At 59.3% G+C, this 24,591-nt stretch carries 28 protein-coding genes and 1 pseudogene; 18 read left to right on the top strand and 11 right to left on the bottom strand.

The window, feature by feature from the left end; translation table 11 throughout:
- Nucleotides 1–60 precede the first annotated feature (60 nt).
- Nucleotides 61–1,530 carry an APC family permease gene (locus tag BPNPMPFG_RS11810; protein ID WP_258595524.1) on the top strand — a complete coding sequence of 490 codons (1,470 nt, stop codon included), beginning with the start codon at nucleotides 61–63 and terminating at the stop codon, nucleotides 1,528–1,530.
- A 184-nt stretch (nucleotides 1,531–1,714) separates the two neighbouring features.
- Nucleotides 1,715–3,322 carry a choline dehydrogenase gene (locus BPNPMPFG_RS11805; RefSeq protein ID WP_258595523.1) on the top strand — a complete coding sequence of 536 codons (1,608 nt, stop codon included), beginning with the start codon at nucleotides 1,715–1,717 and terminating at the stop codon, nucleotides 3,320–3,322.
- 502 nt (nucleotides 3,323–3,824) lie between these two features.
- Here BPNPMPFG_RS11805 and BPNPMPFG_RS11800 read toward each other — a convergent pair.
- Nucleotides 3,825–4,022 carry a hypothetical protein gene (locus BPNPMPFG_RS11800; protein ID WP_258595522.1) on the bottom strand — a complete coding sequence of 66 codons (198 nt, stop codon included), beginning with the start codon at nucleotides 4,020–4,022 and terminating at the stop codon, nucleotides 3,825–3,827.
- Between the two features lie 507 nt (nucleotides 4,023–4,529).
- On the opposite strand from BPNPMPFG_RS11800, the gene BPNPMPFG_RS11795 reads away from it, so the two are divergent.
- The 5 genes from BPNPMPFG_RS11795 to BPNPMPFG_RS11775 all read left to right on the top strand — a co-directional run bounded on the left by BPNPMPFG_RS11795 (nucleotide 4,530) and on the right by BPNPMPFG_RS11775 (nucleotide 7,139).
- Nucleotides 4,530–5,414, top strand: a complete 885-nt coding sequence (locus BPNPMPFG_RS11795) for a sigma-70 family RNA polymerase sigma factor (protein WP_258595521.1) — start codon at nucleotides 4,530–4,532, stop codon at nucleotides 5,412–5,414.
- The gene (locus BPNPMPFG_RS11790; protein ID WP_258595520.1) at nucleotides 5,411–6,019 is read left to right on the top strand and encodes a flavodoxin family protein; all 609 of its coding nucleotides are present in this window, start codon (nucleotides 5,411–5,413) and stop codon (nucleotides 6,017–6,019) included. Before BPNPMPFG_RS11795 ends, BPNPMPFG_RS11790 begins: the two co-directional genes overlap by 4 nt.
- A gap of 205 nt (nucleotides 6,020–6,224) precedes the next feature.
- Complete coding sequence (locus tag BPNPMPFG_RS11785; protein WP_258595519.1) at nucleotides 6,225–6,446, top strand: hypothetical protein; 222 nt, start codon at nucleotides 6,225–6,227, stop codon at nucleotides 6,444–6,446.
- 220 nt (nucleotides 6,447–6,666) lie between these two features.
- The gene (locus BPNPMPFG_RS11780; RefSeq protein WP_258595516.1) at nucleotides 6,667–6,864 is read left to right on the top strand and encodes a hypothetical protein; all 198 of its coding nucleotides are present in this window, start codon (nucleotides 6,667–6,669) and stop codon (nucleotides 6,862–6,864) included.
- Nucleotides 6,865–6,893: 29 nt separating this feature from the next.
- Complete coding sequence (locus tag BPNPMPFG_RS11775; RefSeq protein WP_258595515.1) at nucleotides 6,894–7,139, top strand: DUF982 domain-containing protein; 246 nt, start codon at nucleotides 6,894–6,896, stop codon at nucleotides 7,137–7,139.
- A 21-nt stretch (nucleotides 7,140–7,160) separates the two neighbouring features.
- Here the strand turns inward: BPNPMPFG_RS11775 and BPNPMPFG_RS11770 are convergent, their stop codons facing one another.
- A complete protein-coding gene (locus BPNPMPFG_RS11770) occupies nucleotides 7,161–7,424 on the bottom strand; it encodes a hypothetical protein (protein WP_258595514.1) in 264 nt (87 codons plus the stop codon).
- Nucleotides 7,425–7,593: 169 nt separating this feature from the next.
- Here BPNPMPFG_RS11770 and BPNPMPFG_RS11765 point away from each other — a divergent pair, with 169 nt between their 5' ends.
- The 6 genes from BPNPMPFG_RS11765 to BPNPMPFG_RS11740 all read left to right on the top strand — a co-directional run bounded on the left by BPNPMPFG_RS11765 (nucleotide 7,594) and on the right by BPNPMPFG_RS11740 (nucleotide 14,030).
- The gene (locus BPNPMPFG_RS11765) at nucleotides 7,594–8,802 is read left to right on the top strand and encodes an alpha/beta hydrolase family protein (protein WP_258595513.1); all 1,209 of its coding nucleotides are present in this window, start codon (nucleotides 7,594–7,596) and stop codon (nucleotides 8,800–8,802) included.
- Between the two features lie 489 nt (nucleotides 8,803–9,291).
- Nucleotides 9,292–10,539 carry a type III polyketide synthase gene (locus BPNPMPFG_RS11760; RefSeq protein WP_319945986.1) on the top strand — a complete coding sequence of 416 codons (1,248 nt, stop codon included), beginning with the start codon at nucleotides 9,292–9,294 and terminating at the stop codon, nucleotides 10,537–10,539.
- A gap of 1 nt (nucleotide 10,540) precedes the next feature.
- On the top strand, nucleotides 10,541–11,284 hold the full coding sequence (locus BPNPMPFG_RS11755; RefSeq protein ID WP_258595512.1) for a class I SAM-dependent methyltransferase: 744 nt from the start codon (nucleotides 10,541–10,543) through the stop codon (nucleotides 11,282–11,284).
- Nucleotides 11,263–12,435 carry an NAD(P)/FAD-dependent oxidoreductase gene (locus BPNPMPFG_RS11750; RefSeq protein WP_258595510.1) on the top strand — a complete coding sequence of 391 codons (1,173 nt, stop codon included), beginning with the start codon at nucleotides 11,263–11,265 and terminating at the stop codon, nucleotides 12,433–12,435. Before BPNPMPFG_RS11755 ends, BPNPMPFG_RS11750 begins: the two co-directional genes overlap by 22 nt.
- A 195-nt stretch (nucleotides 12,436–12,630) precedes the next feature.
- The gene (locus BPNPMPFG_RS11745) at nucleotides 12,631–13,572 is read left to right on the top strand and encodes a PAS domain-containing protein (protein WP_258595509.1); all 942 of its coding nucleotides are present in this window, start codon (nucleotides 12,631–12,633) and stop codon (nucleotides 13,570–13,572) included.
- Nucleotides 13,569–14,030: a sensor histidine kinase gene (locus tag BPNPMPFG_RS11740; RefSeq protein WP_258595507.1), complete on the top strand. Its 462-nt coding sequence runs from the start codon at nucleotides 13,569–13,571 to the stop codon at nucleotides 14,028–14,030. Before BPNPMPFG_RS11745 ends, BPNPMPFG_RS11740 begins: the two co-directional genes overlap by 4 nt.
- Nucleotides 14,031–14,149: 119 nt before the next feature.
- On the opposite strand, the gene BPNPMPFG_RS11735 is transcribed toward BPNPMPFG_RS11740, so the two are convergent.
- Nucleotides 14,150–14,380 carry a hypothetical protein gene (locus BPNPMPFG_RS11735; protein ID WP_258595506.1) on the bottom strand — a complete coding sequence of 77 codons (231 nt, stop codon included), beginning with the start codon at nucleotides 14,378–14,380 and terminating at the stop codon, nucleotides 14,150–14,152.
- Nucleotides 14,381–15,025: 645 nt separating this feature from the next.
- On the opposite strand from BPNPMPFG_RS11735, the gene BPNPMPFG_RS11730 reads away from it, so the two are divergent.
- Both BPNPMPFG_RS11730 and BPNPMPFG_RS11725 read left to right on the top strand, forming a co-directional pair.
- Nucleotides 15,026–15,319, top strand: a complete 294-nt coding sequence (locus BPNPMPFG_RS11730) for a hypothetical protein (RefSeq protein ID WP_258595504.1) — start codon at nucleotides 15,026–15,028, stop codon at nucleotides 15,317–15,319.
- A 232-nt stretch (nucleotides 15,320–15,551) separates the two neighbouring features.
- On the top strand, nucleotides 15,552–15,758 hold the full coding sequence (locus tag BPNPMPFG_RS11725) for a hypothetical protein (protein ID WP_258595502.1): 207 nt from the start codon (nucleotides 15,552–15,554) through the stop codon (nucleotides 15,756–15,758).
- 1,232 nt (nucleotides 15,759–16,990) lie between these two features.
- Here BPNPMPFG_RS11725 and BPNPMPFG_RS11720 read toward each other — a convergent pair.
- The 4 genes from BPNPMPFG_RS11720 to BPNPMPFG_RS11705 form a co-directional block, all read right to left on the bottom strand.
- Nucleotides 16,991–17,368: a COG4315 family predicted lipoprotein gene (locus BPNPMPFG_RS11720; RefSeq protein WP_258595501.1), complete on the bottom strand. Its 378-nt coding sequence runs from the start codon at nucleotides 17,366–17,368 to the stop codon at nucleotides 16,991–16,993.
- A 179-nt stretch (nucleotides 17,369–17,547) separates the two neighbouring features.
- On the bottom strand, nucleotides 17,548–18,081 hold the full coding sequence (locus BPNPMPFG_RS11715; protein ID WP_258595500.1) for an ABC transporter family protein: 534 nt from the start codon (nucleotides 18,079–18,081) through the stop codon (nucleotides 17,548–17,550).
- Between the two features lie 7 nt (nucleotides 18,082–18,088).
- Nucleotides 18,089–18,313, bottom strand: coding sequence for a hypothetical protein (locus tag BPNPMPFG_RS11710; protein WP_258595499.1), 225 nt, complete (start codon nucleotides 18,311–18,313; stop codon nucleotides 18,089–18,091).
- A gap of 520 nt (nucleotides 18,314–18,833) precedes the next feature.
- Nucleotides 18,834–19,220: a DoxX family protein gene (locus BPNPMPFG_RS11705; RefSeq protein ID WP_258595498.1), complete on the bottom strand. Its 387-nt coding sequence runs from the start codon at nucleotides 19,218–19,220 to the stop codon at nucleotides 18,834–18,836.
- A 368-nt stretch (nucleotides 19,221–19,588) separates the two neighbouring features.
- Here BPNPMPFG_RS11705 and BPNPMPFG_RS11700 point away from each other — a divergent pair, with 368 nt between their 5' ends.
- Nucleotides 19,589–19,897 carry a GlsB/YeaQ/YmgE family stress response membrane protein gene (locus BPNPMPFG_RS11700; RefSeq protein ID WP_258595497.1) on the top strand — a complete coding sequence of 103 codons (309 nt, stop codon included), beginning with the start codon at nucleotides 19,589–19,591 and terminating at the stop codon, nucleotides 19,895–19,897.
- Between the two features lie 102 nt (nucleotides 19,898–19,999).
- On the opposite strand, the pseudogene BPNPMPFG_RS11695 reads toward BPNPMPFG_RS11700, so the two are convergent.
- Nucleotides 20,000–20,955: pseudogene (locus tag BPNPMPFG_RS11695) on the bottom strand (IS481 family transposase).
- Between the two features lie 502 nt (nucleotides 20,956–21,457).
- On the opposite strand from BPNPMPFG_RS11695, the gene BPNPMPFG_RS11690 reads away from it, so the two are divergent.
- Nucleotides 21,458–21,790, top strand: coding sequence for a DUF1236 domain-containing protein (locus BPNPMPFG_RS11690; RefSeq protein WP_258595496.1), 333 nt, complete (start codon nucleotides 21,458–21,460; stop codon nucleotides 21,788–21,790).
- Nucleotides 21,791–22,037: 247 nt separating this feature from the next.
- On the top strand, nucleotides 22,038–22,277 hold the full coding sequence (locus tag BPNPMPFG_RS11685) for a hypothetical protein (protein WP_258595495.1): 240 nt from the start codon (nucleotides 22,038–22,040) through the stop codon (nucleotides 22,275–22,277).
- A gap of 11 nt (nucleotides 22,278–22,288) precedes the next feature.
- Here BPNPMPFG_RS11685 and BPNPMPFG_RS11680 read toward each other — a convergent pair whose 3' ends face one another.
- From BPNPMPFG_RS11680 to BPNPMPFG_RS11670, 3 genes are all read right to left on the bottom strand, one after another.
- Nucleotides 22,289–22,729, bottom strand: coding sequence for a DUF6894 family protein (locus tag BPNPMPFG_RS11680; RefSeq protein ID WP_258595494.1), 441 nt, complete (start codon nucleotides 22,727–22,729; stop codon nucleotides 22,289–22,291).
- Between the two features lie 300 nt (nucleotides 22,730–23,029).
- Complete coding sequence (locus BPNPMPFG_RS11675) at nucleotides 23,030–23,359, bottom strand: DUF982 domain-containing protein (RefSeq protein ID WP_258595493.1); 330 nt, start codon at nucleotides 23,357–23,359, stop codon at nucleotides 23,030–23,032.
- Nucleotides 23,360–23,644: 285 nt separating this feature from the next.
- A complete protein-coding gene (locus BPNPMPFG_RS11670; protein WP_258595491.1) occupies nucleotides 23,645–24,559 on the bottom strand; it encodes a diacylglycerol/lipid kinase family protein in 915 nt (304 codons plus the stop codon).
- Between the last annotated feature and the right edge of the window lie 32 nt (nucleotides 24,560–24,591).

The raw sequence follows: 24,591 nt of genomic DNA, 5'->3' as shown, positions 1-24,591 counted from the left end.
ATATGTATCCGTAAGACGCTGCCCCGCACCATTCGTCATAAAACAAAAAAGGGGAATCGCATGGTCAAGGACCATTCAGACGAAGGCCTGCAACGAGACTCGGTCGGCCTGACAACGGTGCTCATGCAAAGCATCGCCCAGATTGCACCAGCGGTTGGCGTGCTCACGACAATCGGGTTCAATACGCAGCAAGCGGGCCTCGGTGCCCCATCCACCTATATCGCCGCATTCGTGATCGGCCTGGTGGTCGCGATTTCCCTTGCGCAACTCGGCCGGCATCTGCCGTCGGCCGGCGGCTTCTACACTTACGTCAGCGCCACCGTAGGCCCGCATTCCGGCTTCCTGGTCGGATGGCTCTACTCCTGGTTTGTCGCAATCATCCCAGGCGGCCTCGCGTCCTATACCGGCTTCGTTCTGCAAACGGAGCTGCAGCAGCACTATGGTTTCAATCTGCCCTGGCAGATCACGACGCTGGCCATCCTCCTTCTGGTTGGATACATCGGCTATCGGGGGATCAAGGTCTCCGGCAAGATGCTGACGATCCTGTCGATCATCGAGATGCTGATCGTCCTCGCGCTTGCGATCTCCGGCCTGATTTCACCAGGACCTGGCGGTATCTCGTTCAGCGGTTTCAATCCGGCCAGCAGCACGAACCTGCACGGCTTCTATCTGGCCGTCGTGCTTTCGATCTTCGCCTTCACGGGCTGGGAGGGGGCGGCTGCGGTGGCAGAGGAGGCCCGCAGCCCGCGGACTGTGATCCCTCGGGCCATCATCGGCTCGGTCATCCTGCTAGGCGTGTATTACGTTTTCTGCGCGTGGGGCCTTCAAATCGGCTGGGGCACCCAGAATCTGACTGATTTGGGAAACGCGACGGAAAACCCGGCGTTTGTTGTCGCGCAGCGTCTCTGGGGTAATGGCTGGGTGCTTGTCCTCCTCGCGTTGCTGAATTCCGGCATCGCGGTCTGCATCGCATGCACGGTGGATTCCACACGCAATTGGTACGCCATGGCCCGCGCCGAGGCGCTTCCGTCCTGGCTTAACAAGATTCACCCGCAGTATCGCACGCCTCACACTGCCGTCCTGGCGCAGTCGGTCCTGGCAATTGGGGTTGGTCTGGGCGTTGGAACCCTCGTTGGGCCCGATCAGTCGTTCTTCATGCTGGGAACGCTTGGCACGATCATCTATGTCTTCGTCTACCTGATGGGCAACATCGGCGTGGCCCGGTTCTTCCTGACAACGGCGCGGCGAGAACTGAACGTGCTCATCCACATCATATTCCCCATCATCTCGACCGTCGCGCTTTTCCTTGTTCTTTACTACTCGCTCGTGCCGCTGCCGGACCCGCCAGTCGGCTACGCCCCCGCCATCGCGGCTGCCTTGCTGGCCTCGGGGCTGCTGGTCTTGTGGCGGCTGCACGCCAGTTCCCGCACTGGCTGGAAGACCTTGTCGCAATATGTGGTTGGCACCGAACCCCAACCCACGGCTGCCCTTCAAAGTGCGTCGCCGGCCAATCCGGTCATGCAGCGCTGAGCGATCGCCCCTACGATAACGGGTTGGGCGCGCCGAGCGCCCAACCGAATGCAAATGAGAGGCCGAGTCACAAGGCTCCGCTGCTGGTCAGAAGAAACGGAACCTCTGAACGCCACGAACTTTAGACGGGATCAATAGCGCGGGTTGCCATGCATTCATCGGTACCTGCCGGATGGGATAGTACATGAGCCGCACAAAAGTCGAATTCGACTATGTCATCGTCGGGGCCGGATCGGCGGGTTGCGTTCTTGCCAGCCGACTGACCGAAGACCCTTCGATCGAAGTCTGCCTGGTCGAGGCCGGCCCATCCGATGGAAGCATTACCATTCGGATGCCAGCAGCACTGACATTTCCGATCGAGAGTGACGTCTACAATTGGAAGTTCGAGAGCGAGCCCGAGGCCGAGCTTCATGGCCGAAGCATCGGCCAGGCTCGCGGCCGCTGCCTTGGGGGCAGTTCCTCCATCAATGGCATGGTGTTCGTGCGGGGCAGCCACCAGGATTATGACGGCTGGCGCGACTTCGGCATCGAGGGTTGGGACTTCAAGGACTGCCTGCCCTATTTCCGCAAGATGGAGACCTTCGAAGGTGGTCGTGACCCCCTGCGGGGCGGATCGGGGCCTATTTCCGTTGTTCGCAGCAAGGCGGAGCACCCTCTTTACAAATCGTTCCTCGAGGCTGGCCAGGAGTTCGGTCTGCGCGATGCCGGTGACTATAACAGCGGCGGCCAGGAAGGCGTTCACATCACGCAGGCGACTATCCGGGACGGCGTGCGCTGCAGCACGAGCCTCGCCTATCTCAAGCCAGCCGCGTCACGGCGGAACCTGACAGTTATGACGGATTGCCTTGTCGAGCGTATCGATTTTGAAGGCAAGGTTGCCGCTGGCGTCACGCTGTCTCGCCGCGGTGGGAAAATGCAAATCCGTGCTGCGCGTGAAGTCATCCTCTCCGCGGGCACTGTAGGCTCTCCACATCTGCTGATGCTTTCCGGCGTTGGCGACCGGGAGCATCTTCGGTCTCACGGAATCTCACCCTTGGCCAATCTGCCAGGCGTGGGCGCGGACCTTCAAGACCATGTGGTCGCTCCCTTGCGTTTCCAATCGACGAAAGGCGTCTCGATCCGACGTCAACTTAACATGGTCGGGCGCGTGAAACTCGGCCTGGAATGGCTGCTGTTCAAGTCCGGCCTGGGTGCGACGAATTTCTTCGAAGTCGGTGCCTTCTTCAAAAGCAGTGAAGATATTGCCTATTTCAACATGCAGCACGAATTCCTGCCCTTCCTGGCCGACTTCCAGTCGGGGAAAGTCACGATTTCAGATGGCTTCCAATATTTTGTCAGCCAGATGCGGCCTTATAGCCGCGGAAGGATATCGCTCAAATCCGCCGATCCAACTGCCAAACCGGCAATTCGATTCAACTATCTGACCGACGTGCGCGACATCACCGAAATGGTGGCCGGCATTCGCAAAACGTTGGAGATGGTGGAGCAGCCAGCGTGGGCGCGTTACCGTGGCCCGGCGGTCGGCACGCCAGGCATCAAGACGGCCGACATCGATATCGCCGGCTGGCTCAGGACGGTCGCCAATACCGAACATCACCCCACGAGCACGTGCCGCATGGGCTTGGACGACCTGGCCGTCACCGACGGGGCTGGACGTGTCCACGGAATCGAACGCTTGCGTATCGTCGACGGGTCAATCCTGCCGCGTGTACCTTCCGCCAATATTAATGGGCCGATCATAATGGTGGCGGAGAAAATCGCAGCTTCGATGTTGCCTGGGCAGGTCCAATGACGTCTGTTTCGGATGGGATGAGGACTTCTAAGTCTCCGATATGATTGCGCGCAATTCGGAAGCATTACGAAAGCAGCGATTGTACCAATTGAGATGCCGCCTCTGTGGAAAAATGCCATTGAAGCGTGGTCGAAGATGACGTGGCGACCGATCATCCCGCTTTCGGCGATCTTTATGCTCTTGAAGCGGGTTGTGGATGCGAATGTGAAGTCGCGTGAAGGCTGACATTTGGGCGGCGGAACTGGCCGGCGATGAACCCGTTCGACGACCGGCGCCCTCGGCGACACAGTGCAAGCCTATCCGGTTCCCGTTCTCAAACTCTCTGAGCGTCAGCCTTACACCGACGTGGTTTGAAGCCAGCGCCTTTGCCGTGCGGATCGCGCGGTCCTCGCTTTGCTGGTCGGTCGGGCCGTATGCGGTGAACAGTTCGCCATCCTCGCCGGTCGAACGCCACGACAACGATCAGCTTCGGCTTTTTCTGATCTGGCACATCGTCGGACACTCAATGCGTCCTGCCGGAGCGGAGATGCATCTCGATCTCATTGATTGCCTTGGTGAGGACATCGACCGCCTGCAGATTGACGGCGAAGTCGAAGTTACCTTGCGCCGTTTCGAATATCAGAACACCGACCTTGGTCTCGTCGTCGCTCATCATGCCCATTCCAATGCCGGTCGGCATATAGGGTGGCTTTTCTGACATGGTCTTTCTCCTCAGATGCGGTGTGGCCTTGTCAGCCGTTCGGCCATCTGGCCGTGCGACCTGGAGTGGCCAAGCACGATTGATAGACGAGGCCGTGTTATCCCGTTCACCACTATTCGAAATGCATCGACTGGCCGCGCATCATTGCCAGGCTCAGTGCGATTGCCGGATTTGCAGGCGGCTTCTCCATAAGCAGGGAGCCGTCGAAATCGCGCCATGCCGCCATGCGCAGTTCGTCACCGTCATCGCTGGCTGCAGGCTGACGCCGCCCTGGCCCGAACCTTCCAAGGCCCGCGGATCGCCTAGCGTCCGCCTCCTCGTCATCGTGTCAGATCGCTCCGCGGCCCAGGTCGTTGGCGGTTCGCCGTCGACAGCGGCGCCGAATAATCTTCCAGCTCTGCGTTGCCGGGCGCTGGCGGCGTGTCACGTTCCGCTGCTGCATTTCGTCATATCTATAGAGGACGACCCGCACGGGGCGGGTTGACAGACACTAAGGGCCAGCGTGACATGACCGATCTTGATCCCACAGCGTTGTTTGACCCGCTCAGGCCCAAGCTGCTGCGGGCGGCTTACCGGATGCTGGCCTCGGTCGCGGACGCCGAGGACATCGTGCAGGACGCCTTCCTGCGTTGGATCGACGCGGATCGCGCCGCGGTCCGCGAACCAGAAGCCTTCCTGCGCAGCGTCGTGACGCGCCTTTGCCTGGACCACATGAAGTCGGCGCGCAAGCGCCGTGAAGACTACGTCGGCCTTTGGCTGCCTGAACCGGTGTTCGAAGGCGCCTTCGACGAAGCGGATGACATCACCTTGCCACTGATGGTCGCGCTCGAGCGGCTGACCCCTTTGGAGCGCGCAGCCTTCCTGTTGCACGACGTGTTTGGCCTGAGCTTCAGCGAAATCGCCGAGACTATCGATCGTGATCCGGCGGCTTGCCGCCAGCTTGCGAGCCGGGCCCGCGTTCATGTACGCTCGGAAAGGACCAGGTTTCGCACTCCAAGGCAACGCGGCCTCGAATTGGCCGAGGCTTTCTTTGCCGCGTCCCGAGACGGCGATCTGCAGGCGCTGCGCGCCATGTTGGTAAGCGATGTTGCGGTCTATGCCGACGGCGGCGGCAAGGTGGCAACGATCGCCACGGCCGTGGTGGGCCTGGAGGATGTGATGGACCTACTGACCCGACTGGCCAGGCTGTTCGGCCAGGAGAGATCGCGCCTCTTGCGCTACGCCGTCATCGACGGCCTGGCCGGGTTCGTCACCCTCGAACAAGGCGGCACGCTGCAAACCACCGCCTTGGACGTCGCGGAGAGCAAGATCACGGCGATCTACGTCACGCGCAATCCTGAGAAACTGCGCCATGCCGCTGGTTCGCAGCAGACCGAGGCCCGGGCTCAATGACACCGGCATGTGATGAGGAGAGCGCTGTGCGCGTCGCCATTGTCTACCATAGCACCTACGGCCACACGGCCCGGCAGGCCGAAGCGGTCAGGCGGGGCGTAGAGGAGATCGAGGGCGTGCAAGCCTTGCTCTTGCATGTCGATGAAGCCGAGATGCGCTGGGAAGACCTCGACACCGCAGAGGCGATTATTTTCGGGGCGCCCACCTATGTCGCCAGCGCGTCAGCCGGCTTCAAGGCCTTCGCCGAGGCCAGCTCCCATGCGGTGATGAGCCGGGGCGGCTGGCAGGACAAACTCGCCGCCGGGTTCACCAATTCCGGGTCTCGGGCCGGCGACAAGCTCTCCACGCTGATACAGATCGCCTTGTTCGCGGCCCAGCACGGCATGCACTGGATCAATCTCGCCCTGCCCCCGGCCAACAACTCTTCACTCGGGTCCGAGGATGATCTCAATCGGCATGGCTTTTGGCTGGGCGCCGCTGCGCAGTCGCACGTCGACCAGGGTCCCGATCTCGCACCGCCCGAGGCCGACCTTGCCACCGCACGCCATCTAGGGCGACGCGTGGCGATGACGGCGCTCCAGTTCGCGCGCGGCCACCAAGATTGAACACGGCGAGTACGTCTCGACCTAGCCCGATCCCGCGACGTAGGCGGACCGAACGGGCCTAGGGCTGTTGCAGGTTGCCGCTTATCAGGGGGGGTGCGCTTCGCTGGACCAAATTATCCGCATGAACGCCAATTGTGCTAATATCGGAACCGGGCCTTGAGGACAGGGCTGACCGTCCTCAGCCTAGGTTGCGGAGGACTGGGCGATGTCCGTTACCGACCAAGCACTAAAATACGGCATCCTGAGCGCCAAGGAGTTGGCTCTATTGAGTCGTGCGTTCGACGCGGCATGTCGTCAACGTCTGGTAGACGACCATTCGTTGGAGGCGGAAATCATAGCGGAGGAAATCGTTGCCGCTTACCAACATGGGGTGAGGGACGAGGACGAATTGATCAAGGCCGCTGGAGCCTCATCACACATCGGGTAGAAAAACGCCGCCCTCGGCCACGCGTGCGCCACGGGGCACGCCCCGGTGAGACCCGCCCCATTGCATCCACAAGGGGTGGCACGGGGAAGTCCGTCCGCTGTTACGCAAATTGGAGCGGTCGCCTGATCGACCCTAGAGTGATCCGGCGCTCGGCATCGCCACTAGATGGTTGGGACCCGGAAGAGTACAATACGCGGGAGAGCATCCAGGAGCTGCTTCAATGCCAAACCGTTACGCATTGCGCGAGACGCACCCCGGAATGTGGACCGTCTACGATGTCTTCACGGGCCAACCGCGATGTGAGGATCGCATCATGGTGGCCATGGACATACAGAATGCCGTCCAGGTGGCTGAGCTTTTGAACCTTCAGGACGCCAGGAGGCGAGCCAAGCTGGACGTCACTGGGCCGGGACGCTAGTCCGCCTTCGGCCCCCGCGAACAGTCCCCATGGCTTCTCATTGGTTCAACCCTCCGGTCTACGTGAAGACCGACCGACCTGGGCTCCGATTTGGGGTCAGCCACGTCGAGGCGGCCTCCGAGCAACTCCTGAAGTGGACCAAGAAGGGACCTAAGTGGGCCTACGCCGTGAGCGTTTGCAGGGCCGCTCTGGCCGAGGAGGTGCCCCCTCAGGAGGCCCGTAAGGCATTCGAGGCGGCTGCCAAGGAGGAGAAGATGTTCCTTCCTCCTGTCTAGAGGGTTCCTGACGGCCAGCCGTTACTCCATGTCGGGCACATCGCGACCAACAAAGAACGTAGTCGGCTCACTGTCTTCGCCAAGCATCGGGTTGGCATCACGCGACCACGCAATCACACCGGCATGTTTCGCGGTCAATCCTTTCGCTGTTCTTATCGCCCGGTCCTCGGCCTGCTGCTCTGCGGGCCCAAAGACAGGCTGAAGGTCGCCGGTCTCATCGCGGTGGAAGGCGGTGACGACGATCAGCTTGGGTGCCTTCTGCTGCGGGAGGATGCTCTCCGACATGTTCAGTCGGTCTCACCGCGCCTACGTCTATGCCTGGCCCGCTGCCTAAACCTTATAGTGCGACCAGAGCGTTTCGCCTGAAGCTTGGCCTGTACCTGTACGCTTGATAACGTGGGCATGAGCGCCCATTCGAGCCGAACTACGTCGATGGTGGAACACGAGAACGGTCATGTGGATGCGCAAGGGACTCGTCGGATTGGTCGTGATGGTCCTGATGGGTGCGGCTGGCTTGCTCTGGCTTCTTTGGGGAGAGCACAAGGCCGAGACCTGGCTTCCCCATCCGACAGGTCCCTTTGCGGTCGGCCGGACGATTTACACCTGGAACGACGCTGCGCAGACCGACCCGCTGGCACCAGTTCCAGGGACCCGGCGAGAGCTCGTTGCCTGGATCTGGTACCCGTCGGTCAATGTGCGGTCTCGCGCTACGACGGACTATCTTCCTACCGCTTGGCGCGCTGCCGTTGAGCGTGAACGCGGAGTCCTGATCACCCAATTCATAACGCGCGATTTATCACGCGTCCGCGTGCATAGCTTGCTAGATCCGGAGCTTTCCTCCCAACAGAAAACCTACCCGGTAGTAATCATGCGAGCCGGGTTGGCTGCATTGACAGCTGAGTATTCGACGCTCGCCGAAGATCTCGCCAGCCATGGCTACGTCGTAGTGGGTTTCGATGCGTCGTTCCGGACAGCCGTGGTCGTTTTCCCCGATGGGCGCGTGGTAACGAGAACACCAGAGAACAACCCCGACATCGTCTCCGGCGCTGAACAGGAACACATGATCCAGAAGCTGCTGGCTGCATGGACTTCGGACATGGCATTCGCGCTCGATCAACTGGAGCACCTCAATACTGCCGATCCCGCGGGCAGATTCACTGGGCGGCTCGATTTACAGCGGGTGGGGGTCTTCGGCCATTCGCTCGGAGGTGCTGCCGCGGCGCAGTTCTGCCATGAGGATTCCCGATGCAAGGCGGGCATCGATATCGATGGAGCACCTTATGGAAGCGTCATTAACGAGGGACTACGCCAGCCGTTCATGTTCTTGCTGAGCGACCATGGCGCAGCATCGGATCCGGCGGCACGGCGCATTGAGGCCAATATCCATGCCATCTATGACCGGCTTTCGCCTGAAAAACGGCTTTGGGTTGCTATTAGGGGCGCGAATCATTTCGGGTTCAGCGACGGTGCTTTGGTGAAGAGCCAGCGATTGCAGCGGGTGCTCCGTATGCTGGGCGTCATCGGTATCGACGGACGCCAACAGCTCTCCATAACAAGCTACTACGTGCACACTTTCTTCGACGTATACCTAAAAGGTGCCCCCTCGTCAGCTCTGCACCATCCGCCAGCAGAGGTAGCGCTGGAAATTCAGAGAGGTCAGTAAGTGGAGCGGCTGAGATCCAAGTTGGTCATATTGGCCTATTGACGTGAACCAGAAAACGGCGAGATGACGGATCAAAAGAAATAGCCATTTGGGCGTAAGCATCCGGTTAGGGCGCCGGGTATTGAGGCGGCGACGGGAGCCCAGCGGACAATTGATTGGGTCTTCGGCTCTCTGTGGTTATATGCGTTGGCGGGTCGCATTCCCGCCCCTACCCACCCAATCGAGGGACGACGCGCCTACATTTGCGGTCGAGCGTTCGCAACAGGGCCGCCGGAATGCCTTCAGAAGGAGGTGGCCAGCGCTATAGCCGCGCGGTCTGGCTTTCGGTCCTGGCGAGCTTTCCGATGGGTTTGCGGCCAATTTGGCGAATCGCCGATCTCTTAGCCACATGGACTTCTTTCTTCTTGCCAGCAGCTCATCGCGGCCGCCACCTGCCAGGCTTGATGGATCGGCTTGGTGCGCCGACACTGCATGCCCAGCAGGGCAACAATGGAATTTGATGACGAGCGGGGGTGCAGGGGAAGCCTTTGTGGGTTCCGTGCGTTTACGACAATAGAGTTTGCCATCGCAGTTGAGGCGCAGATCCACAGCAAGCCTCCAACACGTGGCGCTTTCCTCGGTGACCACAGGCTTGCGGCTGCAAGCCAGGGAAAAATGTGCGCTCAAGCTTTCATCAACCGAATTGCAACTGCCGTCCCTGACCACGGTGTTCACAGGTTTTTCCTGCAATTTGCTGGCTCCCAGCTGGCTGCAGATTCCCGTCGCCGCGCGATTTTCAATCGCATGGCGGACAAGGGCGGGATCGAACATCGCTATTCGTGCTTTGCGCCAGCCGATGATCCTGAGGGTCCGAGTGTGGACATGGCGGGCGTTTTTAGGCGAGGCGCGTTTCCAGGAACGGCGACGCGCATGGAGATGTTTGCAGCCGCTGCGCCAGTTCTAGCCCAGCAAGCCGTGGAGCGGCTCCTTCGCGATGAAGACAGGACGAGCGTCACGCATTTAATCGTAACGACGTGCACGGGTTTCTCCGCCCCCGGTATCGATCTGGAGATCCTCGCCCGATGCGATTTGCCGACCTCCGTCGAGCGCACGATCGTTGGCTTCATGGGATGCTACGCGGCAATCAACGCGCTCAAGCTGGCACGGCACATCATCCGGTCCGAGCCTGCGGCTCACGTTGTGATCGTCTGTATTGAACTCTGTACGCTCCACCTCAAGGAGACCAGCGATCTCGAAAAACTGCTGTCCTTCTGCCTGTGGGGTGATGGCTGCGCGGCCGCGTCGGTGACCGCCCGCCCGTTCGGGATCGGTCTCGACAGATTTCACGCGATCGTCGCCGCCGAAGGTCGCGAACTCATGACGTGGAGCATACACGACGACGGGTTCGACATGTTTTTGTCGGGACAGGTTCCTAGCGCAATTCAAAGTGCGCTCGGCACAGGCATCGGCAGCATTCTGGGGAACATGAGCGTCGAGAACGTCGATCTTTGGGCTGTTCACCCAGGTGGCCGCTCCATTCTCGACGCTGTGGAGCGCGCGTTGAATCTCCATCCCGATGCGTTATTGCTGTCGCGCGAGGTCCTTCGCGAAAACGGAAACATGTCTTCAGCCACGGTCATGTTCGTGCTTGAGCGAATGCTGCGCGAGTTCACGGAAGACCGCGTGGGTTGTGCCATGGCATTCGGACCCGGCCTGACAGCGGAGACGATGATGTTCCACACAGCTGGCAGTGCCTGAATTGATCAACGATCTCGACCGCCGGCGGATCGAGCCAGAGCTGCTTGATAGCTTGCCTCCCGACGATCCCAGGGCAATCGGCTCCCGGCGCGATCTTGTTTGGATAAACGCGCTGATGTTTCAGAGCACGATTATGTCCGGCCTGTTGAAGGCAAACATACGCAAGAGCTCGACCAGGATTTTGGAGATCGGGTCCGGCGACGGGGCGTTCATGCTCTCTGTTGCAAGGCGCCTCACCAGGAACTGGACCGATGTGGACCTGATCATGCTCGACCAGGTCAATCTCATCACCGACAAACGGCGCGCGGATTTCGCCGTACTTGGTTGGCGGGTTCAAACTATCACCGATGACGTCTTTGACTGGATCGCAAATTCCGGCGCCGGCGCGTACGACGTTGTCTCGGCCAATCTGTTCCTGCACCATTTTTCCGACGCCGACTTGAAGGTTCTGTTCGCAGCGCTACGCCATCTGGCACCGATCTTCCTCGCCACCGAGCCAAGCCGAAACGGCATCGCCTTGAGAGCGTGCTCGCTCCTGCGTTTTATCGGTGCAAACCAGGTCACCATGCACGATGCGGCGGCAAGCGTCCGCGCGGGTTTCACCGGCAATGAACTTTCCAGTCTGTGGCCCTCGGGTTTTACGCAGCAGTGTGAAGAACGCAGGATCGGCCCTTTCACTCACGCCTTCCGCGTCATCGACAGCGCTGCGGAAGGGGTTCTCCCATGTTCGATGCCATCGTCATAGGCGCCGGACCAAGCGGCTCGTCGGCCGCCTTGGCTTTGCGCGGCCAGGGGCGCTCTGTCGCCATCATCGAAAGAAGTGAGTTCCCGCGCCGCAAGGTCTGCGGCGAATTCATGTCGGCAGTCAATCTGGACCTGTTGGACCGTTTGGGGGCAGGCGCCGCGGTTCGCGCCAAAGCAGGCCCGGAAGTCAAGCGAGTTGCGCTGTTCGCATCAGGCCCGGGCATAGACGCGGGCATGCCGCAGGCCGCGGGAGACGCTTTTGGGCGTGCGCTTGGGCGCGACGTCTTGGATGGCATCCTCTTGGACGCGGCCCGCAATGCCGGAGCCGTCGTCCTTCAGCCTTGGCGGGCGGTGGAGATTACCAGCGATGGCGAGAACGCAGCTGTCCGGATCACCACCAAGGACGACCAGACAGTTGTCGTTGCGCCAGTCGTGATTGCCGCGCATGGCTCCTGGGAGCAGGGGAGGCTTCCAACCAATCTCCCAAAAAGCATTACGCCCCACGATCTCTTTGGCTTCAAGGCCCATTTCAAGGGAGCTTCGCTTGCCCAAGACCTCATGCCCCTGCTGGTATTTCCGGGCGGCTATGGCGGCATGGTCTGGGCAGACCAAGACAGGATGTCGCTGTCATGTTGCGTACGCCGCGATCTGTTGACCAGACTACGTGAAAACGGCGCCGCCTTGTCGGCAGGCCAAGCCGTTCATGCGCACATCCTCGCATCATGTCCGAGTGTAGTTTCCGTGATCGGAGGCGCCACGCTCGATGGCGAATGGCTCGCCGCCGGCCCCATACGCCCTGGCATTCGTCCGCGTTTTGCCGACGACATATTTCGAGTCGGCAACATTGCCGGCGAGTCCCATCCCATCATAGCCGAAGGCATCTCCATGGCCTTGCAGTCCAGCTGGCTATTGGCCAGCGAATTGGCGAGGTTTGACCGATGGGATCGGGCAGAGCGGATTGCCGCCGGCAGTCGCTATTCGAAGGCCTGGAGCAAGCAATTCGCAACCCGCATACGCGCCGCCGCTGTGTTGGCACGCATTGCCGTCCTCCCTCACTCCACTGCGGTGATGAAGGCTTTCGTCGGTCGGTTCCCCAGTAGTCTGACGATCGGAGCCAGATTGACTGGCAAAACCAAGGCACTCCCAAACTAAGGTGATCGCTCAAATGGTGTTCGATGCGGTTGGTGAGATAGAGGCTCGGGCGGATCCCGATCGGCCCCACAGCCAGTTTGCTGGATGGCAAGGCATGGGACCTCGCGCCTTTGCCCGTGGGGCACGCTATCCCTATCCCGTAAGCACTGATATGTTCAATTAAATCAGTGGCGTGGACGCGCGGTGGGAGGCCCCATGTCAACTTCAGGTTTCAATTTGAGCGACGTCTCGGCTCAAGACATCGTCGAGACGGTTCGTGACGGGCTTCTGGTTCTTGATGCCGAACTAACCGTCGTTTCGGCCAACAACGCCTTTTATTCGATGTTCGCGACGGCGGCCGAGACGACCATTGGCCGCCGTCTCTACGATCTGGGCAATGGCCAGTGGGACATTCCGGCGTTGCGCGTGCTGCTGGAGGAGATCCTTCCGCAGAAAACCACCGTCGAGGCTTACGAGGTCGAGCACGTCTTCCCGGATGTGGGTCCGAAGACGATGCTTCTCAACGCCCGTAAGGTTCACCGCCCCGGAATGAGCTTCGATTTCTTTCTCCTGACGATCGACGACGTGACGGAATTGCGCAATGAACAACGCAAGGCGACGATCAATCTGCGCCTGGGCCAGACCATCGCCGATACCGTGCGGGATCCTCTTGTCATTCTGGATTCCGACATGCGGATCGTCACCGCAAGCCGGAACTTCGTGCTGATGTTCGGGGACAGCGCGGAAGATGTTGTCGGCAAGCGTCTCGAAGACCTCAAGCAGGGCCAGTGGGATGTCGCGGCGCTGCACGCCTTGCTCGACCACGTCGTGCCGGACGATCGGCCATTCGACGACTTCCTGCTCGAGGACGAATTTCCGCTGCTCGGACATCGCATCTTCAAACTGTACGCCCGCAAGATACAGGTTCCAGGCAACCAGGGCACGCAGCTTCTCCTCGTTTTCGAGGATGCCACCAAGGAAACGCTGTTTGACCGTCACCGGAATGTTCTGGCCGCCGAATTGGCACACCGGATCAAGAACAGCTTGCAGGTCATCTCGTCCTTTGTGAGCTACGAACTCCGGCGGGCGGCCGATCCGTGCGTGGAAGGCTATAGGGCTATGCACGCATCAGCGCGGTCGCCGAACTCTACGACGTGATCGCCAAATCGAGTGCCTTCGGGCCAATCGAAGTCGAGGCCTATCTCGAGGGTATTGCGTCCAGCATCCGCTCAAGCCTTCTTGGCCAACATTCCGGGATTGAGATCACCGTCGAAGCCGAACCGCTTACGATCATGGCCGATCATGCTGTTCCGCTCGGCCTGATGGTCAACGAGCTTGCGACCAATGCGATCAAATACGCGTTTCCAAAAGGCACGGGCCGCATCACTCTGGGCTTCCAGCGGCGCGACGGCGAGGTCACCCTTACCGTCGAGGACAACGGCATCGGCATGAATCCGGCTGGCGCAGAAACGGGCATGGGATCGCGGTTCATCGATGCTTTCGCCCAGCAGCTTGGAGGAACACTCGCCAAGGCATCGGCCGGGACCGGGACAACCTTCATCGTCCGGCTGCCGCTGACCGTTCTCGCGAGAAATGAAAGTTCTCCCGTATCGTAACGCTTCCAGCTCCTAGCCACGGATGATGCGCGAAGATTTCTGTCGCGCGGAATAGAACAGGCCGCTCCAACCAAATTTAAGCCGGAGCGGCTCATAAAACAGGACGTTCAGAGAGCGCCTTAGTAGGCCTTCTTGGCTATGGTGTGCTTCTTGACGTGCTTCTTATGTTTCTTGACGTGTTTCTTGACATGCTTCGTCGCCATAGCGTCCGAACCTGGCTGGCTGGTGGTTGCGGTCGTCGCTGCAGGGGCCTTGTTCATAGCGGCATTGGCGTTGCTGGTGCCGAGGACCGGCATCGAGACAGCGAGCGCGAACGCAAGACCGAGGGCGGAGAGGAGGGACTTTTTCATGGTTGATTTCCTTTTGGGTCGTTTTGAGCGTCACTGAACCGGATCGATCAGTGTCACTCCTGACAGCTTCAACGCATTCGCAAGCATCCGTATTCCTGTGCCTGTTTCTTGTTGGCGGAACCGGGTTCACCTTTTTCATTGAAGTGCCTTTGCCGCGGTGACCTGTTTTTGCCGCGGCGTGGGTTTCTAGGGCGCCGACAAGTTGACGGCTGACACTGCTGCGGGGCTCGCTCCGGCTTATCGCCACCCTTGCATTTAATTGGTCGACTGAGATCGAGAACCTTGCATCGACCGTAAACTCCGGAGACAAGCGAGGAACAGCGCATCGTTGATTGCCCTGAAAAGGGTCTATGTCATGCATCGAAAATGCGCGGCACGCGCTCTCGTTGCGAGCGCACTTCCAAACAGGAAAAGACCCGCCATCCTAGGTAGGAAGGCGGGCTCGTTTGAGAAGTCGTGTCTGGAGCATCTCTCAAGCTGATCAATGAGATCGGAAGAAAACACGCCAAAGACCCCAAGGTTCCAGCGTCGTATGAATTTTTATATGTATGGCCGAACGAAAGCGGAACTTTTCGATATTCTTCCCGTTTTTTGAGATGATCGATCCTTGGACGATCGTCAAAAGCTACCGAAAGGATTTTCGACATGAACACCAAGATGCTCTGCATGGGCGCCATGGCTCTCTCGTTGATGACAGGCGCCGCTCTTGCCGGCGGCAGCACCGGCACCTCCGCGCTGGATGATCCGGCTAAGATGTCACCGTTCTTTACGGACGCCGGCATGAAGACCATGAAGTCGGAGAAGGAATTCAAGGCAGCATGGATGGCTATGAAGGAGGACGACCGGGCCGGAATAACGAAGGAATGCGGCGACCAGGCCATTGCAAAGTCGCACGACAATTTCTGCAAGATGACCAAACAGCTTGGTGGTGCGAACTGATCAAGACGAGAGCGTTTCGATCGGAAGGTGGCGGGCCGAAAGGCTCGCCATTTTTCTATCGATGGCTCGGTCGCCATTCAAGCGTTTGAACGCAACCACACAAGGCGGCCCTCCGAAGGATTCAAGCCTTGGTCTGCAGGGCAGTCGAGCCCAGCCGGGAAGGCGCGATCGGTGGCTTGCCCGGTATTCCGCTTTGGTGCTTTTCTGCAACGGCTCAGAGCGGGAGGAGCAAATGGCCGACCGAAACAAGACGGTGATACAAAATCCTGAACTCCCAGCCACCGACGCTTCTTACGAGATCGCGTATTTCGCTGTGAAACACGGGATCAGCCTGAAAGCAGCTGAGATCATCCCCACCGTCAACGGGCCGTCCAAGAGGATCTGTGATGCCGCCGCCGTCGCGTTCGTTGCAGCAGTGGCTGGAAGGGCCAAGAAATAAGATTCTCGGATCGCATTGCGGGAGGACGATTCGACGTCCGCACGCAGCCATGAGCCGTGCGCTGCACCTGGTTGAGCATCCCGCGAGATATTCCAGGATGTCGTCGCGTGAACCACATGCCCCCTATTGCGCAAGGATATCCGCATTTCAGATAGTTCCGTTGGAACAAGAATGCTCTGCGGAACGTTGATCTAGATCAAGTCACAGGCATTAGGCCCAGCCCAGGGCAAGAGCGGCGAACGGCGAACATAGCCGGGAGCACTCATTGGAGGCGCATATGGATATCACCACGATTCTGGTCATCGTTCTTATTGTTTTGCTGCTAGGCGGCGGCGGGTTTTACGGCCGTGGACGCTGGTACTAAACGGTGAGGATCGACGTCGAGTCAATCGGAGCCTCTTGGTCCCGCACCCCGACATAGTGCCGAGAAATAGATGTCAGGATGCATGAGCCATGGAGCACAATAGCATTTCGGAGGCTCGTTGGCTTCTTGCCGTACCCCCTCTGACTTATCCTTGCGGTCCTTTTGGCGGGCTTCGTTCTTGCCTGAATCAACCCGTCGACGGCGCTTGTGCTTCGCGTTGAACGAGGTTCAGGCCAGATCGGCCGGGCAACCTTGCGGCCGCCCACTCGGCTCGAAAATCAAGAAGACCAAACAAGACGTCCTCGGCCCGACCATTTGAGCCAGGCCCGTCACACCACCAAGGCTCCTGTCGCCCAGGCCTTTCCCCGCGCCATCGGCATCAATGCGATGAAGGGCAGTTAGCGCAGGTTTTTGGAGGCGAGCCAGTCGATCTGGTTGGATGCCGAGCAACGCACCCATCAGCCCGATCGAGAACCTTTGCATCATTGTCCGTAAATTCCGGGCTCCAGAAACCAGCTATTCTGTCGATAGCGAAGATTGAGGTGGGGGACAGTCACGACTGCCAAGCCGTAGTCTCGCAGGGCCAGATTGAGATCTTGGGCGGCAATGTCGCACCTGACACGTGATGGGCCAAACTCCTTGGCGATCTTTCGCGCCTGGGCCTGTAATCCCGTGTTTCCTAGCGAAATAGGCCGGCTCATAGGGCTTTTGCACCGATACCTCGCGTTGCCTTACCAAACACTGACAGTTCTTTGCCGTGTGGCATGCCTTTGCAGAGTTCATCCGTAGCTGCGCATCGAAAGTAGAAATGTGGGCCAGCACAGTCAGGCAGCGGGCGCCCCAAGGCGCCGCTGACGGTTTCGCCAACCTAGCCGGCTTTGGCCATGTGCCAGACGCCGCCAACACCCTCGCCGGTCATATCGCCGGCTTTCTTATCCTTGGCATATGTATAGAGCGGCTTTCCGTCATAGGCCCACATTTTGCCGCCGCCGGTACGATCGATGACAGTCCATTTCCCCTCGGCCTTTGCCTTGGCATCAGCCTTAAGCGCAGGCCAGGTAGCCGCACACGCGTCATAGCAGGCAGACTTGCCCGCCTTGTCTTGGTCGAACGTATAAAGCGTCATGCCCTTGGCATCGGTATAGATGTTACCTTTCGGCGTTTTCGTCATCATTGCAGGTTCGGCTGCAAAACCCATTCCAGCGGTGACAAGTACGGCGGCGAGTCCAAATGCAATGCGTTTCATGTCGATCGCTCCTTATATTGTTGTTGGACGGTCAAACGCCGCCATAAACCCAACGGCCCGTGCCTATGCTTCGTTCCGTGCCGTGTGGGTTATTGATGCCCGATGATAATCAGAACGGCGGGCGAGCCATCATTCCTCGGTCGCGGCTCGAAACGCACTCAAACAACGTGACATCAGCCTCAGCTCCCAGCGCGGTCCCCCGGGGGGATACCTTCCAGCTGATCAAGCGCCAGGAGCAACGAGGCGACGCGATTTATCGAAGAAAGGCAATCTGCCAAGCCCGCATAGTTGTCGACAAGCCAGTTGAGAGCCGCCTGTACAATAACGAAAGCCGCCGTCACCTGGGCAACTTCTCCAAGCGACATCGTTCCAATCAGGTATTTCGGCGCACAGAGAACCCAAGCGATAACAGGAGCCAGCAGCGCATTACCTTGTGAAACGAGTGTTGTGCGCATCAGCTGCACGCACAGGTCCCGCCAGCGGGCTATCACGTCATCGAGCGCCTGACTGAGTGACCGATGCTGATCGAACTCTCTTTGCGACCCGGATGGAGACTCGTCGCGTTCTCTCAGATGCGATCCTACCGACCGAAGCTGTGCCTCCGCTGCATTCTTGCCGGCAATGACTCTCATCAAGGGGCGACCGACGATCGCCATCGCCAAAGTCAAAAGTACCGAATATGTCGCAACTGCAATGACCAGGTACTTGGGCACGGTCAGCTCATGGCATCACGAGATCCCCACCGACGTTCCAGAGGATGCCGATAAATATTCCCGCGCTGAGCACGGCCTTGAGCAGTCCAATGGCCATGCTTATGGGTGCATCCGTTGCAACTCGAGCATCTTCAGCAATTCGGTATTCCGGGTTCTGGTCCTCGCCAACCGAAAATTGAAGTTTGCGGAAGAGGTCATTCTTCAGCCAATCGTCGATCAGATGCTGGGTCAACTCATGCGCGCCATCTCCGCTGCGTCGTCATGAGCGACCAAACGCCAAGAACCGCCACGAGGATACTTGAGCCGGCAAGCGGCAGGAAGAGCAATGCCTGGGCTCTCAAGACGACGCTGTCGCGTCGGCCGAACGCATCGAAAAAGTCTCGGCTCCAATAGCTCAGGCGATATTGGATCGCCAACTGCAGCAGCACGCTAACCAAGACCAGCACAGTAGGAACCCAAGCCTTCGAGCAGTTGGGTCCTCTCCAGAATCCTGACGCGCTACGCCAGAAGCGAACGGCCAGGACGCGTTGGCGATCCGCTGAAAGATTCGCGAGTGAAGCGGTGTCCTGGCGGGATGCATTTACGTTTGGTGGCGGAGGCCCATGATTTTGCAAGGCATGGATTCCATCATGCTACGACGCCGCGTCTCCGACGTTGGCGCAGCCGACCGGTGTCCGCGTCGCTCTCTTCAAGAGCGTTCTGATCGATCGCCCGCCAAGCCCATATTTCCGACAATGCGCTTGTCATCTCGCTCAGCCCCGGTTGTCGACGCTCCAAGCTCCAGGCCCTGCGAAAAACAGGTAGAAGAAGGCAAAGCAGAACAGGATCGCTGCATCGCCCACATTGTTCGCGGGGAAAAAACCCTTTTGGGCGTGAACCATGAAATAGGCGACCGCCATCATTCCGCAGAGAACGAACGAGACGGGCCGGGTCAAAAAGCCAACCAGGATCAGCATACCGCCGAGCAATTCAAGAATGCCCGTTACAATCATCAGCGTTTCCATGCCGGGCTGTGCGGGCATAGTCGATGGTGGAAAGTTGAAAAGCTTTTGGCTGCCATGTTCAAGAAACAGAAGCCCCACAACGATCCTAAGCACTCCCAACGCCTGAGGCGAGTATCTGGAAAGACCTTGGAGCATGGGAAACTCCGTCGTACTGGTTTCTATCGAGCTTAACCGCGGCACTCCCCGAAAGGTTCCGGTGGCATCCAAGAGAACTCGCTTGCCATGAGAGAACCCCTTGTGCTCGTGCTTGACGATGAGGCTTTGATCGCCGTGGATTTGGAACTTGCGCCCGCAGATGCTGGCTTCATGGTCGCGGTTGCGACATCCTGTGCCGAGGCCGAACGGTTGGGCAGCGGTCGCAATTGGTCACCATGGCATTTGCTTGGGTCGCCGCCCGGCGGTCGCGTCGAACCACCGACGTGCTGTGGCTTTCGTGGGGATAAAGGATCGGTTAGTTTACGGGCGCTATTCGCACAGTGAAAAGGGAGCCTGGGAGGATCACCATGTATCTGTCGAACGAAAGCATCATTGTCATATTGGTAGTCGGCCTTGCTGCCGGATGGTTGGCCGGGAAGATCGTGCGGGGGGCCGGCTTTGGTCTAATCGGGGACATAGTAATCGGGATCATCGGCGCGTTCATCGGTGACTGGCTGCTGCCTCGCTTAGGCATCCATCTTGGGAGCGGGACGATCAGCTTGATCATCAACGCCACCGTCGGCGCGATTGTGCTTCTCCTCATTATCCGGCTGGTTGCCGGAGGCGGTCGTTTTGGCGGCGGATCGAGTGGTCGATTTGGTCGTCGGTGGCGGTAGCCCGGAGTTGCGAACCCATGGTCCCGAACGACAGGCGCAATCGCGTTTTCGCACGACCTCGGTCGCACTCGGGTCATCAGAACGATTGGGTTTTGACCCTAGCTAGGTGTGGAGCCTCAACAGGTTGTCCGGGGTTAGATCGAGGCGACTGATGGGTGGTTTGGACTTTAGGCTGCCGTGTGGGCGATGCCAATTGTATCTGTGCAGCCAGACAGGCAGTTCGGCGGCGCGGTGATCTGAAGTCGGATAAGCGATGGCATAGGCCCATTCGCGCAGCGCCGTCTGGATGAAGCGCTCGGCCTTGCCATTGGTCTTGGGCGTGTAAGGCCTTGTCCTGACGTGCTTGAGACCGAGATCGCGGCAGGCCTTGGCGAAGGCCTTCGATCTGTAGCAGGAGCCGTTGTCGGTCATGACGCGGGCTATCGCGACGCCGAGGCTGGCGTAGTAGGCGACCGCCGCTTTGAGGAAGGCGATGGCGCTTTCTTTTTCTCGTCGGGCAGGATCTGCGAGAAGGCGATGCGGGAGGCGTCGTCGATGCAGACATGGACGAACTCCCAACTGCTGCCGCGCGAGCTGGCATTGCCGGTGCGCTTGCCGGTAATGCGATGACCGATGCGCTCGAAACGACCGAGCTTCTTGATGTCGATATGGATCATCTCGCCGGGATGCTCGCGCTCGTAGCGTCGGATCGGCTCGGCCGGTTCGATATCCCTGAGCCGCGACAGTCCGGCACGCTTGAGAACGCGGCTAACGGTGGCGGGCGAGACGCCGACCTCATGGGCGATGTGCTTGCCGGTCCAACGTTGCCGCCGCAGCGCCATGATGCGCTCGGCGATCAACGCAGCGGTGGCCTGTGGCATATGGGCGGGCCGCGAGGAACGGTCGATCATGCCGGCCCGCCCTTCGGCCTTATAGCGCTCGACCCAACGCGCCACGATCTTGGCCGACACGCCGTAGACGCGCGCCGCATGGGCTTTGGAAAAAGCCCCTTCTATCACCGACAGCGCCATCTCCTCTCGACGCAGCGGCGTGAGACGGGCATTCTTGTGGATGTTCATTCGGACCCTCCGGTGAGTGCTGAAGCCTGGTAACTCCAGTCTCTCCGGTCCGGTCCGAATGGACAACCTCCCGAAAGCTCACAGCTAGCGCGCCTGAATCCGTTCGTGTCAGCTTGACTTGGATCCGCAGGTTCTCTTGAGCGATCGATCTGTCTCAAGCTGAGCCACGCCGATCAAGGCGTCGATCTCATGCTAAGTTTTCGCCAGGTTGGCTACGGCCGTCCGTGTCGTCGACAAGCCATGCGGACGAAAGGGCCAGTGTCGCACGATACACGTGTTCCCCGTCAGGCAGCTCGTCGCGAAATGTCTGGAGGTACCGTGCGTTGGTGAAGTTCTGGGGCGCCTCGGGCAGCGAGCAATTTGCGTGCATGGGTCGATCATTTGGCTGCTGCCGACGGAACCATAGACGTCCACCAGAGTTAGCTTCAGGGTTCGCCATAACGGGATCAAGCCAGTCGCCCGCGACGCACTCAAAAAGGCGATGCCCTCACAGGAGTTTACAATGAAGAATTATCTTATCACGGCGGCGGCCGGTCTTGTTTTGGTCGCTGGTATTGGTGTGGCCGCGGCAGAGGACGTCGTCGTGGTTGCTCCCGAACAACGGGTCGTGGTTGCTCCCGAACAACAGACCGTCATACGCGAGTACGTGCACAAGCAGCACCTTGCATCAATCAGTCTGCTCGGCGTGGAACTAAACGTCGGGTCGGCTCTGCCCGACACGGTCGAACTTCATTCGATCGACGTGCCCGACGTGAAATATAAGTACGTCGTCGTTGGAGATCATGCGGTGCTCGTTGATCCCGCCTCTCGCCGGATAGTCCAGGTTATCGAATAACCCAGCGTCGACCGGAACAAACGCCGTTCCAAGATGTTAGTAGACGCTGGATGCTTCGCGCGCTTCCGGTTGCAAAAGAGCCCGCTTCCAAAGTCCCCCTCTGGAAAGCGGGTTTTGCACGTCCCTGTTTTCGGAATGACTCGCTAACCGGTTGTCTGAAGCGTACAATCCGACTGTCGCCGGCCACTGAATGGGCGCCGGCGCTTGAGAGCGTTCATCGTACTCCCGCCCCTGTGGGAGCTATTCAATGGACAGCCACCACGACTTCATATCCTGTTACGATTTCCAAATTCTGCGCGACGCCTTCAGAACAATGGCGGCCAAAGGGTTTATATCTGAAGGGCGAAGATTGGAGCATGCCAGGGCTCTGGTGCGCGAGTTGACGGGACAAGAACATGTCGATGACTGCGTACTCAACCGGATTGCCAGCCGCGACGTCCAGCCTCCAAGCGTGGCTGGGCTTGTAAAGCGCGCCTGGTCTGCTTGAATTCGTTCTTGTCAGCTTGGCTGGGATCCGGAGGTTCGCTTCAGCAATCGATCGGTTTCGAGCTGAGCCACTCCCATCAAGGAGTCGATTTCCTGCATATGCGCCGTAAAGCCGTCTTCTGCCAAATCACGTCTGATCGCCTTGATTTGCGCACTCGTGCGTCGCAGCGCCGCAATTGCCAACTTCTCGCCTGGCTGGTTGCGACCATCCGTGCCATCAACAAGCCAAGCCGATGAAAGGGCGAGTGTCGCGCGATAAAGATGTTCACCGTCCTCACCGCGAACTTTCACCCAGAAAATTCGATTGGGACCGTCGGGCAGCTCGCCACGTGCAATATCTGGTAGCATGTCGACAGCGTGATCGCTGACTTCGGAAAGCGCATCGCAAACGAGCCCGGCCACATCGACCGTTGTGCTGGCTCCGTTGTAGATATCAAAAAAGTATCTTGCCATCGCGGAACCTCAGCGCTGCAATATCAACTCGACGGCTTACGAATGGTTCCTAAAGGTTAGCGGGCGGGTGTAGGACGCTGATCTAGGGAAGGTGGCTGTTGGGCCGCCTCTGCGGGCACCGGCCCTGGATCGGGGCCTGACCGCCTCCACGGGGCCGCCGGGCCTGACTGAGGGCATTTGGGTTGATACAGCGCGCGTCTGCAACCGATCCCTTCCAGAGCCCTCTGAGATCAGGTTCATCGCTATCTCCGCATCTAATGAGGCGATGATCGATGCTCTCCAGCCCCGTGCTTCGCCTACTCACTCGACCAACATATGCGCGTCACGCGCCGCGGCAACTACGGCATTCCTGGCGACGTCAGCCGAAATCGCTCCGCTTGTGGCTTGGCGGCACGCCCGCAGGGCTAAAAGGTACTTGCGGCCTCCTTCGTCGCGCCATTGATTGCTGAGCAAGTCAATAGCTTGTGTAGCGTTAGAAAGATTCCTGATTTCACCCGTTAAGCCGTTCGTGACGGAAACGGGCTTCGAAAACCATGATTCATACACGGCAGTGCCCTTCGAGTTGTGGGTTGAATTCAATGAAAACGCACAGCTTTGCAGAAGGTTGCTGCATGACGACACGCCCGGCATCCGCTGTCGCGGAACATTAGCGGTGTCTAAGAGTTAATTTATGAGCATTAGACAAAGGAGAAAAAGATCATGAACGGCATTATTTGGCTCGTTGGAGCAGTGGTGATCGTAATAGCGATAATGAGTTTTCTTGGCCTCAGGTAGCCTCAGCCTCGGCGGGGGGACGGTAGTCCGTGCCAGCCGCCCTTAAGCGCACTTTCGAAACCGTTGCAGGAAGGCTGTCGAAGGACCGGCGAGAAGCCACGTGACCACCCGCGCTACTCTCAGGAGTAGTCCGCCCCACCTTTAAGTGGCATGGTTTTTCAAGGGAGGCGCGAGAACCCGCAACGAGCGCAGCCTTATACGGTAGAGCAATGGAGGTATCGCCTCTACGGTTTCGCCGTCCATCGCAATGCGCAGGTGTCGTCGGCGCGCTTTGATCTCCAGACTTTGAACCCGGAAGAGTTCGACATCGCGGACTGGGTCGATCAACCCGAGGGCGGCCTTGAACGGCAGCAGCGCGAGCCCCAGCCAGGATAGCGGCTTGACGACGTAGACACACAGCTCTCCGGACGTAAGGCTGCTGCGGCGGCCGAGCGCGTTCAAGTCGTAGAAATTGTTGCCAACGAACACGCACAGGGTCCGCTGTTCTCGCCCGTTGCCGATCGAGATCCTGACCCTCTTCCACGATGAAGCCCTGAGCGTCCAGACAAGCGCCGGACCGAGTGCGGCAAGCTTTCCCACCCCCAGCCGCTTCTGCTCGGCGGTCCGTTCGGCGACAAGAAACGGATAAATGCCGATGGATGAGTTGTTGAGGAAGACGCGGCCGTTCACCTCGGCAACGTCGACCTGTTCCACATGCCCCGTGGCGATGATGTCCATGGTTGCAGCCAGATCATTCGACAAACCGAGATCCCTGGCGAAATGATTGAGGGTCCCCAACGGCAGGACGCCAAGCACGACATCCGTTCCCGCGACGGCCGATGCCGCAGAACCGAGGGTGCCATCGCCGCCGCCGACCACGAGGGTCCTTGGTTTGCTGCCGGGTGATTTCGCCGTGACAAAGCTGTGGGCCATCTCCGCAATCTGGCTCCCACCCGCCATTCGCACCTCGGCTTCCAATCCGCGCGCCTGAAACCCGTTTCGAACGAATGCTTCGACATCGTAGTCGGCGCGCTGGATTGTGCCGGCGCTTGCATTGAGGAGGACCAGGACTGTCATGTGCTCGCCATCTGAGAATGAGTGAACTGGTA

The sequence above is a fragment of the Mesorhizobium sp. AR07 genome (genome assembly GCF_024746815.1).
In the GTDB taxonomy this organism is placed as follows: Bacteria; Pseudomonadota; Alphaproteobacteria; order Rhizobiales; family Rhizobiaceae; genus Mesorhizobium.
The sequence above is the reverse complement of the archived record's forward strand: the minus strand, read 5'-3'. Positions and strand labels throughout refer to the sequence as shown.